Annotated in this window: 14 protein-coding genes; 13 read left to right on the top strand and 1 reads right to left on the bottom strand. The window is 37.1% G+C overall.

Features of this window, described 5'->3' with window-relative positions:
- Nucleotides 1-105 precede the first annotated feature (105 nt).
- Complete coding sequence (locus AC1RKG_RS09030; protein WP_116690198.1) at nt 106-417, top strand: hypothetical protein; 312 nt, start codon at nt 106-108, stop codon at nt 415-417.
- A 186-nt stretch (nt 418-603) separates the two neighbouring features.
- Here AC1RKG_RS09030 and AC1RKG_RS09025 read toward each other — a convergent pair.
- A protein-coding gene (locus tag AC1RKG_RS09025; RefSeq protein ID WP_493182808.1) for an IS3 family transposase occupies nt 604-1,715 on the bottom strand; the annotation gives its coding sequence in 2 pieces (ribosomal slippage) (nt 604-1,454 and nt 1,454-1,715; 1,113 coding nt in all).
- Between the two features lie 1,023 nt (nt 1,716-2,738).
- Here AC1RKG_RS09025 and AC1RKG_RS09020 point away from each other — a divergent pair.
- From AC1RKG_RS09020 to AC1RKG_RS08965, 12 genes are all read left to right on the top strand, one after another.
- Entirely contained in the window at nt 2,739-3,725 is a 987-nt protein-coding gene (locus tag AC1RKG_RS09020; RefSeq protein ID WP_493182806.1) for a nucleotidyltransferase family protein, read from the top strand.
- 11 nt (nt 3,726-3,736) lie between these two features.
- Nucleotides 3,737-4,570, top strand: coding sequence for a hypothetical protein (locus tag AC1RKG_RS09015; protein WP_493182805.1), 834 nt, complete (start codon nt 3,737-3,739; stop codon nt 4,568-4,570).
- A 43-nt stretch (nt 4,571-4,613) separates the two neighbouring features.
- On the top strand, nt 4,614-5,339 hold the full coding sequence (locus AC1RKG_RS09010; protein WP_493182803.1) for a class I SAM-dependent methyltransferase: 726 nt from the start codon (nt 4,614-4,616) through the stop codon (nt 5,337-5,339).
- On the top strand, nt 5,311-6,201 hold the full coding sequence (locus AC1RKG_RS09005) for a putative PEP-binding protein (RefSeq protein WP_493182801.1): 891 nt from the start codon (nt 5,311-5,313) through the stop codon (nt 6,199-6,201). Before AC1RKG_RS09010 ends, AC1RKG_RS09005 begins: the two co-directional genes overlap by 29 nt.
- Nucleotides 6,149-6,988, top strand: coding sequence for a putative PEP-binding protein (locus AC1RKG_RS09000; RefSeq protein WP_493182799.1), 840 nt, complete (start codon nt 6,149-6,151; stop codon nt 6,986-6,988). The genes AC1RKG_RS09005 and AC1RKG_RS09000 overlap by 53 nt, the downstream gene beginning before the upstream one ends.
- Nucleotides 6,985-8,025, top strand: coding sequence for a hypothetical protein (locus AC1RKG_RS08995; RefSeq protein WP_493182798.1), 1,041 nt, complete (start codon nt 6,985-6,987; stop codon nt 8,023-8,025). The genes AC1RKG_RS09000 and AC1RKG_RS08995 overlap by 4 nt, the downstream gene beginning before the upstream one ends.
- Nucleotides 8,022-8,939 (top strand): cysteine synthase family protein, encoded by a 918-nt coding sequence (locus AC1RKG_RS08990; protein ID WP_493182796.1) that lies wholly within the window; start codon nt 8,022-8,024, stop codon nt 8,937-8,939. Before AC1RKG_RS08995 ends, AC1RKG_RS08990 begins: the two co-directional genes overlap by 4 nt.
- Nucleotides 8,930-9,598, top strand: a complete 669-nt coding sequence (locus tag AC1RKG_RS08985) for a hypothetical protein (RefSeq protein WP_493182794.1) — start codon at nt 8,930-8,932, stop codon at nt 9,596-9,598. The genes AC1RKG_RS08990 and AC1RKG_RS08985 overlap by 10 nt, the downstream gene beginning before the upstream one ends.
- Nucleotides 9,599-9,753: 155 nt before the next feature.
- A complete protein-coding gene (locus AC1RKG_RS08980; RefSeq protein WP_493182792.1) occupies nt 9,754-10,395 on the top strand; it encodes a hypothetical protein in 642 nt (213 codons plus the stop codon).
- Nucleotides 10,367-11,089 (top strand): hypothetical protein, encoded by a 723-nt coding sequence (locus AC1RKG_RS08975; RefSeq protein WP_493182791.1) that lies wholly within the window; start codon nt 10,367-10,369, stop codon nt 11,087-11,089. Before AC1RKG_RS08980 ends, AC1RKG_RS08975 begins: the two co-directional genes overlap by 29 nt.
- Nucleotides 11,090-11,095: 6 nt before the next feature.
- Entirely contained in the window at nt 11,096-11,665 is a 570-nt protein-coding gene (locus tag AC1RKG_RS08970; RefSeq protein ID WP_493182790.1) for a hypothetical protein, read from the top strand.
- 5 nt (nt 11,666-11,670) lie between these two features.
- Nucleotides 11,671-12,729: a PLP-dependent transferase gene (locus tag AC1RKG_RS08965; RefSeq protein WP_493182788.1), complete on the top strand. Its 1,059-nt coding sequence runs from the start codon at nt 11,671-11,673 to the stop codon at nt 12,727-12,729.
- Nucleotides 12,730-12,751 lie beyond the last annotated feature (22 nt).

The raw sequence follows: 12,751 nt of genomic DNA, 5'->3' as shown, positions 1-12,751 counted from the left end.
GTGTTCGATAACATTCATTCACGAGGGAATACTTTTCGTGAATTACACCAAGAAGTACCTTCCAGTGGTATGGTTATATTTTTACCATCACAAGAGGGAAAGCTAATGATTGTAAGGACCTGGCACGGTTGTGTTCCACTTGAACATGCAGAAAGCTTTGCAAAGCACCTTGAGAAAACAGGAATAGAACATTCAAGGAGCATATCAGGGAACAAAGGCGCGTTCGTTCGCAGGGAAACTCAGGGGGGCTGGGAACATTTTTTTCTGGCTACTTACTGGCAGGATCTAAAGTCGGTGAAGGCATTTGCCGGAGAAAACTATCATGTGGCGGTCACCTACCCGGACGACGAAGAATTTGAACTACTTTCTGACCCTTACGTTTTCCAGCATGTTGTTGAAGCCTTCGTACCGCTTTAATCTCATTTCCGGGGAAACCTATTGGGAACCCGGAATTGCCATAACACAAGTATTAATTCAGAGAATCAACTCCCGCTTCTGGTACGAAGCTGTCAGACTAGTTGGCTGTCAGGTCCGCTATGAGCGAGGAGCGGAAGTTGACTGGAAATGGATTGTAGGAGAAGCCAAATTGTAAGCATACCCGTTTTAGTTCCACGCACTTTTTGAGACTTCCGTGTTTTCAGCCATCAGCCGGTACTCTTCCGGCGTCAGGTTGTTCAGCGATTCGTGAGGGCGTTCGCTGTTATATTCCGTCAGCCAGCGCTCTGTGATTTCCCGGGCCTCATTCAGTGTTCTGAACAGGTAAAAATCTAGGATTTCTGTCCGGTACGTCCGGTTAAACCGTTCGATGAAGGCATTCTGTGTCGGCTTGCCAGGCTTGATAAATTCCAGCAACACACCATGTTCTTCAGCCCACTGTGCCAGCGTCAGTGAGACCAGTTCTGGTCCGTTGTCCATCCGCATTTTCAGCGGGTAGCCACGGTTTGCCACGATCCGCTCCAGTACCCGGACAACACGTTGAGCCGGGATATTCAGGTCGATTTCTATCGCCAGTACTTCCCGGTTAAAATCATCCACCACATTGAAGGTCCGGAAGCGTCTACCACAGACCAGCGCATCATGCATAAAGTCTATCGACCAGCTCTGGTTAAGTGCCTCAGGCGTCACCAGTGGCGACGGGTTGCGTACCGGCAGCCGCTGTTTTCCCTTACGACGATAATTCAGTTTCAGCAGGCAGTAAATCGGGTGAACGCGTTTGTGGTTCAAGGTATTGCCCTGCCTGCGCAGCAGCTGGAACAGCTTCTTAAAACCGTAGCGCGGATAGCGTTCTGCCAGTTCAGTCAGCGCATGGATCACCGGTTCATCACGCCGGGCATCGGGCTGATAAAAATAGACCGTCCTGCTCAGCGATAACGTCCTGCAGGCCTGACGTAAACTCATGGCAAATTGCGCTGTCAGATAGCTGACGAGTTCACGCTTTATCGCTAGTTTTAAAGCTTTTTTTCGATGACGTCTTTAAGTGCCCGGCACTCAAGGCTGAGGTCAGCAAACATCTGTTTGAGCATCCGGTTCTCGTCTTCCAGATCTTTGATTTTTTTAATATCGGCCGCTTCCATTCCGCCATACTTTGCCTTCCAGTTGTAATAGCTGGCTTCCGAAATAGCGGCTTCACGGCACACATCCTTGACGGTACGTCCGGCTTCGACGGACTTCAATACGGCGATGATCTGGTGTTCAGTGAATCGGATCTTACGCATAGCGATCTCCTCTGGGGACATAATCAGTATGTCGGAAGATCTCTAAAAGTGAATGGTTCGGATTACAGGGATGCTTACATATTTTCACTTGTGCCACTCTTGGAGCGCTTTTATATCGTTTGGTACTTTCTCGCACCCGACTATATCAGCTTATCAGAGCATAGATATGATGGCGCGCATGCAAGGGCAGCAGCAAAAAATACAGCGCTCCACAGCTCAGAAAGCACGACATAGCAGAATCTTTATCAACAAAATTAAGCGCCATGACATCAGTATTACATTGAAACTTGAAGTGCTAACGATAATAAAGAAACTTGCGAATAAGTCGAAAACGATAGCTAATGGTATCCGCACAGAGCATTAGGCTACAGTTCGCCATACATAGCTAGCAAACCTGATTAAGACAGTCAGTATGTCTGGAATTATAGGAGATAATCCGGCAGCGATGTAAAAACGAGCCTTCCTAACTTGTGGGAGAAAACATTGATTCACACAAAACAATCTCATTTACGGTAGGTAAGTATGCCAAAAACCTCTAAAAGTGAGCGGCGCCATTCAGCAAGATGGCTACGGCTAAAATTTTAGCAACCACTTATAACTTTTTCTTATCGCAATCCTGTTGCCAAAATGTAAACAAAGCCTATAATTTATTTTTAACCATAAAAATCAACATATTGCATTTCATTTTTTTTTAAAATTACATTTATTTACAACGTAAATGTTAAAAAAAATTGAATGTATTTGAAATTTTAAAGATATTTGAAAGGCGGGTGTTTCTAAGTGAAAATGAAATTAGATTACTAAAATCTAAGGGCGGTAGCTTGGAAATAATATCGTATCAACTACTTTGTAGCCATACTTCATATAGAGGATTCAACATGAAAATGAATGATGAACTGGAATTAAATGAACTGGTTGAAGGCGAAGTACTTACTGAAGAAGAGATGATGGTTATCTCTGGCGGTTCGAAAGCCTGATTAAAAGCTCCCCTTAGGGGGAGCAATCAGATAAGCAGGAAGATATATGGTAAAAATCGACTTTTCACATAAACAAAATCTGGAAGTCGTCAGGGCATTATATCGTCTCTACATAGATGATGAGTCATCACTTGACTCTGATATAGATTGGTTAAAATCGGCCAGTCTAGAAGTCATGAACAGGAACAAACTGATTGCAATCTACAAATCGGTAATGGAAAAGTATAGATTACTTCCGACGATTGGAAAAAGAAACTTCAGGATGCTTAAGCTCGTCTGTAATTATGAGAGGTTATTAAGAGAAAAAAGAGAATATCATAATACCGCTCTATTTAACCAGATGAAAAAGGAGAATATCACCTTTGCAGTACGTAAAGGTGAAAGCTTATCGTGTTATTACAAGGATCCAACCCATAGAATATCAGGCGATACTGATATACTCATATATGAAAAAGACAAGCAGAAAACTGTCGAAATACTTGAGAGCCTAGGTTATAAAATGGGTGAGTTTGACCATTATAACGGGAAGATTAAAAACTACCGGCGTGAGGAACTGATAAAGTACCAAATGAGTCCTGATCATTTGCCCCATTACCTACTGATAGATGATGATTATCCTATTTCTGTTGACGTAGCCTGTAGTATTACTTGGCATAAAGATGATTCTTCTTATTCTCCCGAAAAACTGATCGATCCGGCAAGAGAAGAACTTAATGCTGATGCAAAAGTACTTGATACTACTCTGCATCTCTACAGAGAAACCTTCTTGAAGTCATCATTACTAGGGCGTCCTCCATATTTATTGGGATTATTTGACACCGTACTTATTACAAAAAAACAACCATGTGAAATTGAAGATACCAGAGTCACTGAAGTGAAATCATTCTCTTACGATGTATTGGTTAACCACGAACCTTACGAGAGCTTAAATAAGAAATACGCTTATTATTACTCTGCTAGTGAGAGAAAGGAAATGGAAAATAGTGTAATTTACTATATGTTAAGCAACCAGAACATACAGGTTAAAATTTAAATAGGAAAAATATGAATAAGCTCAATGCATGGTTAAATGCAAAAGGAATCAGTAATGACGACCTCATATGTGCATTGGTTATATCTGAGGAAGAAAGTGTCGTGTTAACAGGAAGTTTGCTTGCAGGTTACGGTGATGAGCATTCAGATATCGATGTTTATAAAATTGTCAGCGATGAACAGTTTAAGAAGCTGAGTAGTGGTGGTGATAGTGAAAGGAAGTTTCAACAGCAGCGGCAAAAATTCATAATCAACTATATCAACGTTAAGGGAGTCGAGTTCGACGTTGAAATTCATCCGTATTCAAAAATCAAGAAACTAATTGATGAGTTTGCAAAGATAGACATCGACTCGAAAGAAGGAATTAACGAGAGTTTTGATGGGTTGCCAAGTTTCGAAATCGCAGAGACGATTGAACTTCTAAACCGTCTCAGCATTGGTTTACCGCTTAACAGAAACACAGAGATAATTGACCAGATCGGGTCGATACCAAGAGTTAAATTAGCCAAATGGATGTCCGAAAGAAGGCATATTGATAGTCATGATCTGGGAAAAACCTTCAAAAGGAACCTCAATAAAAAAGAGTATCTCAATGCCTATATAGCACTAACACACCGGATTGACGCAGCTGTAGATTATGTTCTTTTCGCCAAAGGTAAAATCTTCGACAGATGGAAATGGAGAAGTAAAATGGTGAATAGTAGTAAAAATGAAAAGATGATAAAAACTTATCATGACGTATATTTATGCGGAAATATAAAAGAGGATAATCTTGTAAAACTAAATAATCTGATTAATGAGTTTATTAGTTCTGAACAGGCTATCTTACAAAAAAATCAATGTTGAGGTAGTGGACATAACATCAAGTGATTGTACATGGAGAGCGAAAATGCAAAGCAATGACATAATAATAGATATTATCACAGAGAACTTACAATATTTTTCAAAGCAATGTATAAAAACAATCACTAATGACATAGACAATGAAGATTCAAGATTATACAAATCAATAATAAAGAAATTCTATAATGAAATACTAGACAATTGTCGTTCCAATACATTAGCCAAAAGAATTCAATCATATCTCGAACCTACTGATAAAATCATTGATATTATGTGTGGTACCGGAACACTGACAAAAAAAATTGAAAGTTACGGTTACCATATCGATGCTATAGAAAGAGAAAGCTCTCTTTATGGAGTGAAAAATTTTGACTATCAAAACTATAATGAAGACTGTGAGTTAAATCATTATGATGTCAGCCTACTTATTACTGTACTACATCATGAGGAAAAATATTGGGATCTACTTGAGTTGGCAATGGCGCACAGTGATAAGGTTATAATTATAGAGAATGTCATTGACAAAAAGCATACCCAGCAAGTTCATGAAAAAATTGATGAATTCTTCAACCGGATGTTAAATCAATTTGCTGCTGATTGCCCTGGAAAACATTTAAGTGATATTGAATGGCGTATTCTTTTGAGCAGCATTCAGAATTTTAAATTAACTAAGGTTGAAAAAATAGGTTTTGTCCCTGGAATCCCAGTCCCACATTACTTATACATTCTGGAGCGGGAGTGCAATGCAAAAAAAAATGCAAAACTCATATGAAGCAATTTGTAATGGGGAATCTATTGAAGCATTCAATGGAAAAAAAATCTCATTTATACGTGGGGAATATCTTCTCAGAGACGATAACAGACTATTAGACAACCCGGAAAAATACCGTAGAGTAAAAAAATATCTGTACAACCTTTACCAGACTTATCCTGAAACCATGTACAGATTTTCAGATCTTGATTCTGGAGAAATGATTATTGCTGGCTATCACGATAGATTTTATGAAAAAAATACAATATCTGGACGGAGAGGTCACCGTAATGAAAAATTTCTAGCCGAGCACTATAAAAAAGAATTCGAACTAATTATCGATATTTCAGACGCACTCAAACTGCCAGTGTTGAAATTTATCATTCCCTTTATCAGCAGTCTGAGAGAGTTATATACGATCAGGGACTTTTTATACCGGGAAGGGAAAAAAATACGATTTATTCCAATGATTGAAACCCCCTGTATACTGGATGAAATTCTCTCAGCAAAGAGTCTAGAGTTTGACGAAGTGGTTGTAGGGCTAAATGACCTCACTTCACTCTATTATGGGATTACCCGCGAAGAGAATAGTATAAAAATAAGTGATATCTTACTAGAAAAGTTAACGAAGTTGACCGACAAAGTAGATAAGGTGACATTGGCAGGGAACATTACACCTAGGATGGTAACGAGTACAGAGAATAAATTCACAATTGCTATGCACTTATGGAATGGCTGGGATGATGATAGTGCAAGACAAAGAATAATAAAAATAAAAAACACCACACTAAATTTAAAACATGAGCATTTTAAACTAAAAGTGATAGAAGATGAAAAATATAGAATTTATACAATATACGAACAAAATAATCTCAATAAATGACATGGAATCTGTGGAAAATGATATCCATCATAACTTCAGCGTTGCTTTTTTAAGAACAGAATATTATATCCGAAAGAGTAAAGCATGGATAAACTCATACGAATTCAAAAAAAAAATATATAGCGACATAGCATGTCTTATCGAACATGGGTATCAGAAAATATTACTAAGAGCCCCGGACATTCAACTAAATGAACTATCACTCTATGATGCTAGAGTTAAGAAAGAAGATAACTCAATCATTGGTCACAGAGGTATTAGAATGTCCTACCTCTATGATTTCTATTTCACTGATTTTCATGCTTTATGCGATGAGCTGAAAAAAGACTTCAATATAGAAATCGACGTGGTACTGCCCTACGTTACACAGCTAAGAGAATGTGAGAATTATCATCAAACAAATAATTTGTATATAATGGTGGAAACACCTTCAATGTTAATACAGCTCGGAAAACATAAAATATTAAAAAACATAAAAGGCTATATCATAGGCCTTAACGATTTATACTCACTTTACTTTGGTGCTGCAAGACAAATAAATTACTATCGAAATGAAATGTCAGAGTTAGTTGATTTTGTTACAGATACTATTTGTCATGGTGGCATTCAAAAAGATCAGGTGTATTGGGCAGGCTACTATAGTGAAAAAAGTTGCCAGTCAATAGTCGAGCGTGGATTTAAAAACATAATTATCGATCAAAAAGCCTTATCCTCGAAGAATAAATCAATGGATGATGTATGGGGACTCTATGACAAACAACTTGAAAATATAAGAAGGAAACTATGAATATTCAATTGGCGCGAATCAAGATCACCGACCTAACTTTTCAACTGCATACAGTAATCAATAGTTTAAGAAGTGATATTTTATACAAACACTTTGTTGAGGCAAAAGATATCCTTGATGGATGTGACCATTTATATGAACTATCGAGATGTTATGCTTCATTGATGGAGAGAATCGCCGAACTAAAATGTCAATTTCCAGATGAATTTATCACTACAGGAAAAGATTACATCAGTGCTGCCGAGAATCTGAACAAAAAAATATCTGAATATATAGAAACGAGTAACAAGATATTAGATGCCCCTAGTTTGAAAATATTAAATGACTTATCTAACCGCCTTAATATATTTAGTTATCCGTTGTCGGAAAGTCATGAATTGATATATCACTCAGCATTGAATGGTATAAGTCGGAAAAAAAATAAACCAGTCTATCTGGAATCGAAAGGATATGATAAAGTTGAATTTAATGAGAAGTTAAGTACAACATTAACGAATGAAGAGATTAAAGATCTCTGGTTACAACGTGATGAGATAGATGCAGTAGAAACGTTTTTAATTGCACTCGAAGTCCATTTAAATGAAAACGATGTTAAAAATATTGTACGTACCGCCAGATTTGCATGGGATGAAGCGAGGCATCACTACTACGGATTAACAAAATTAGCTGAATGCGGCATTGATGAACATCACTTGCCATATAATATAGTAGGAATAGCAGTAAGGTCAAATCTAGAGCCTTTGCTGGCGCAAGCACAGATTCACTTATTTGGCGAAGTAGGCATTATTAGCAGGATAAAAGAAATCACCACCAATGATTCCGTCATCAGTGCAGATTTTCAGTGGATCTACAATGATGAAAATATGCATGTTAATGAAGGTATGGCACTACTTAAATCTAAAGGTGCTTATGGTAAAGATATCAGAAAAAAAATATCAGAAAATTGCAAAAAATCATTAATAAACCTGAATATATTCGATGAGGAATATATTTCTGCACTTGATGACAAACAATTAAACATGTTGATAGGTGAATGATGATTATTAAATTAAAAAATTTATCAAAAAAATACAATAAGGATATATATGGTTACCTTGGGTTTTGCAATCTAACAGGTTCAATAAAAGATAAACCTGCCTTAATGATGGTAGAACAACTAAAGAGACAAGGTGTTAAAAAAGGAACCTATATTATTGAGGGTACAGCAGGCAACACTGGAACTGGTTTAGCCTGGTATTGCCGTCGTGAGGGATATAAATTTATTGCTGTGGTTCCTGACAAAGTATCATCAGAAAAAATAGAAAAATTAAAAGGAGTTTGCGATAGAGTTGTTATCTGTCCAACAGTGGATAAAGATAACGAAGAGTTTTATATAAAAAAATGCACTGACCTAGAAAAAGAACTATCTGGAATTTATATTGATCAGTTCAATAATCAGAGCAATATTAAAGCTCATGAGGTTTATACTGGACCAGAAATAGAAAAGTATTTTGGTAATAATAAGTTAGATGTCATCGTTTGTGGTGTAGGTACCGGAGGAACACTGAAAGGACTGAGTAACTATTTCAGCACAGGAACATCAAAACCGCATTTTATCATTGGAGATCCGGAAGGCAGTATTTACCATAAAATCATTAATAATCAGATACCAGAAGCACAATATTTTTCCATCGAAGGTATTGGTAGCTCTTACATAACACCATTCTTTGACAAGAATATAGTGAACAAAGCGTATTCCATCCGTGATGACGATGCTTATCTCACATGTCGTGAATTCTATAATGATGAAGGACTATGCTGTGGTGGCTCATCCGGTGTGCAGTTAGAAGCGTTAAAAAAATACTGTCATGAGAACCAAAGTGAAGGTACGCGAGAAAGGATATTAGTGATTTTACCTGATCACGGCGCTAATTATATTGAAAAAATTTATAAGGAGCAGGAATGTATATAGCCGGGCATCTATATGTGGTAAAACAAGCCTTCGACAGACAGATAGATATATTTGAATTAATGCTAGCAGATATCTTCAAAACGCATGATTATTCAGCAATAACAAATAGGAATCAGTTGTTGATTGAAAGTTCACCTTATCTTTACCTTCATCTATTAGGTGATTATCATATACATTTTGGCAATAACTTCAAAGAGTTAAAATCTGGTTGGGTATATCAGAAAATGGGAGTCGCGATAGATACCTATAAAAAAATGACTGAGTTCGGTTATTCAATTAATGATAGCAAACGAGGGATTTGCCACTCTCTAGTTGAATATGCTATTGATATTTATCTCGAAAGAAGAAAATTATCAGTCAGTCTTGATGAAGTAAAAAGTGCATTGACACTGGATAAAGTTTCATCAACTGACTACAGTGATGAAAAAAAAGAGAGTGCTCGACATTATATTTCTAGAATACATCATTCACAAAGTTTCCATGAGATACTCGCAAGAGCAGCAGCAAATAAATTTTTTAAAACTCAGGATCAGAAGGTGATCAATTTCTTTTATAACCAGTTATCTATAATTTATGACAGACTAGACGATGAATCAATAGAGTTAGAACTTAATAATAACATTGATTTTATCAAGAGGAATATAAAATGGAAATCTTAGGTCACTATTATATTGCTAACAAAATAATTCCTTTATTCGAAATAAATAACTACAGTTCGAAGAACATGTATTTAATGTTCCCCAATTACATGCACTGCCACGAGTGGTGCTATCAACACTTATGGAGCCAATCTTGTTGTGAACCGAGAATGGAGATGATAAAGATCCATGCACTTTCAGATTGGTTCATTCACTATGGTGATACAACGGCAAATAAATATAAAATAGGTTGGGCTTATAACAAAATGGATCGTACCATCAAAGCGACCGATAAAGCCTTTATCCGTCTTGCCAGGTTAGGTTATCTTGATTACAAAAAAGGAGACTATCGTTTCTTCTCAGAAAGGAAGGCATTCAATATTTTCCATAGCATTATAGAATATGCGATAGAACTGCATTTTATAGATGAGTTTACTAAAGATAATATTGAATGCATTATTAAATCCTATCAAGATATACAGAACGAAAGCTCTAAACTATTTACATTTATGACTGAAAACAAAATCACTTCAGATCAGACAGAAAACGTTATTAAAAAGTCTATAGAACAGACGTCTACAATTGCCAATGAAAATAATATATTACTATTCCCAATTAACTCAATGCTGGAGAAAGGTAATGTGGAATCGAATGATGAGACTAGAATGATCATTCTAGAGTTAATGGAGGATGTATGTGAAAAAGTCAGTAAAAGTGAAGCATTGGCCGCCCTTGATTATGTCACTTCTAAAGTGATCAATTTTGAGCAATACTATGATGGTGATTTTAATGTTAAGAGTAATTATATTAACGCCTGACCAGTTTTATGTTAAAGGATTGACTGGGAAAACACTTGGTTTTTTAAAAAACAAAGACATTACTCTCAGCTACTTTTATCCAATCAATGTTAATACCGATAATATTCATATTATCTATCCAAATATGAAAAAAAGTCACTGTCCGGTGAGTATGTATTCTTTATCTGCCTCACTAGTATTAATTGTTAATATTCCTGATGGACTCGACCTCACACAGTTAAAGGGACTTAGTCGTTATTACAACATGGAAACCCTCAGAGGATTATCGGCACAAACCAGGAAGTCTTTCTCAGTCGTACATACCTTTGATAAATTTGAAGAAGATGAACAGTTTATCGCAAGTACACTAGGAGTAAAGCTGAGCGAGTTATCCGTTCGGAACATCAACTATAATGATACGCTGGTATTGTTACCAGTATACAACTTGTCAGATGAAAAAAAATTCAGAGCGTTAAAAACATTAAATCTGATGATAGCAGCCCTCAAGCAAGGGTTGGGGCCTGAATTGATTGCCAATAGTATGAAAATCAGAATGTGGTTAGATAAAATTGCGCACCTAGCAAGCTTGCTTGCTGTAGGGAAAGAGCCACAGCAAGTGTTCGGCCTGCTAGAGCAGTTGCGTTCGCTATCGTTACCACTTTCTTCAGTTCACGTGCATATATGCGCACTTGAACGACTCACTGGGGAAGGGTGATTCGCGATGTTGATCTCAAATGGGCGTTGCATCCTTACCGATTTGCCATGGGTAACGGATAGCTATTTTCCAAACATTAGTATTAATCTTGAATATGAAGGTAGTGCGTTATCTGAGCAAGCTATCATTCAGCCACTGTCAGTTTGGAAAAAGAAGTGCGGCCAGACAACAGTAGTTGCCTGCCACAGTTTTACCGTTTGTAAATCATTTTCTGACTCGGCGGCTATAGCAATCAATCAGCTGCTTACAGTTAATAAGCTAACCCCAATGTGCAACCGCTACTTGTGTACTCCGAATGACGATAAGTTTTTTTTGCATAACATTAGTAACGGAGTTTTTTGTTGTTTGGTCCATTTTCCTCTCTATCAACACAATGATGTTTTGCTATCAGCCCTCGTCAGCTGTGATAAGCGTCGGAGAAACGGCAGCAGACTGTTAAACCAACTTGAGAGTCTACTCCCAGATACTGCGACGATATATGCCTTCACAGAGAATGAAGAGAATCATCGTTTCTATCAAGCTAATAACTTCAATCTGACCAGCAGTTTTAAAGCAGTCTATCTCAGAAAAAGGTGAAAAAAATGATGACAAATAAAAATATAAGCCAGTATTATAATAGCATGTCAGAACTGCATGATGATGTTATTTTACAGAAATCAGGTAAAAGTGCCGCTGTATTGTGGGACCCTTTTATCAGCGGTGCAAGAAGACAGGCTGAACTTAATTTTTCTGAGCGAATGGGTTATGCAGATTGTAGACTGGTCAACTGCGGAATGGCAGCTATCTACAATGTCTTGCTGGCTGAAACAAGAAGCTGCATGCGAATTGTAACTTCCTGCAAATCATATTTTGAAACCGAAACTTTTTTCGATCACTTTCTACCATCTAATATTGATCTGATAAGGCGTCAGGATTTCTTCGAGATAAATGACTGTGAAAACAGTGTATTATACATTGAACCCTACATTAATGACCCAGTATCAGGTGCAGTTGTAGAAAGCACTGATGATATTAAGAAATTATGTGAAAAATATAAAAAGGTTATTGTGGATAATAGTCTTTTTGGTCCTGGGCTTAGTCTTTCATCTCTAGAAGTAGATAACCTTATCGTTATTGAAAGTGGGGTAAAACATTATTGCGAAGATTTTGTTTTTGGTGTTATTTTTTTCAACGCCCCTGTTCGCGACCTTGATAAATCTATTCAAACAACAGGAACCGCACTTTGTAGCCTGTTGGTGGAAAAATTTCAACAACATATCGACGCTGCAAACTTCACATATAATCAACGTTGTATCCCAGATATTCATGTTGACAAAATTATATCATCATTTTTTAATGTCAATATTCCTTCAATAGGCAACTGTGTGGCTCCGGTTATTTATTTGGTTGCTAAACCCGAGTATGCCGGGATACTTGATCTTGCCTCTATAGTTGATCTAACCGCAAAAAGTGGCTATCGTGATATTGTCCGCGCAGGTTTTGGGTGGTCTAAAACCTGTATGAGGTCTTATGCGGATGATGGGTTAAATCAAAAAGATGGTTTGAAATATTTGCGTATATCGTTAGGGTGCGAGGGGGTTAAATTTATATTGGGATTATTAGCCTTTCTTGAAGATTTATGTGAAGAGTTATATGGGTAAAACAAGAGGCAAATAATTTATG

It is taken from the genome of Serratia sp. GW822-FHT06D09 (assembly GCF_058799515.1).
The sequence above is the reverse complement of the archived record's forward strand: the minus strand, read 5'-3'. Positions and strand labels throughout refer to the sequence as shown.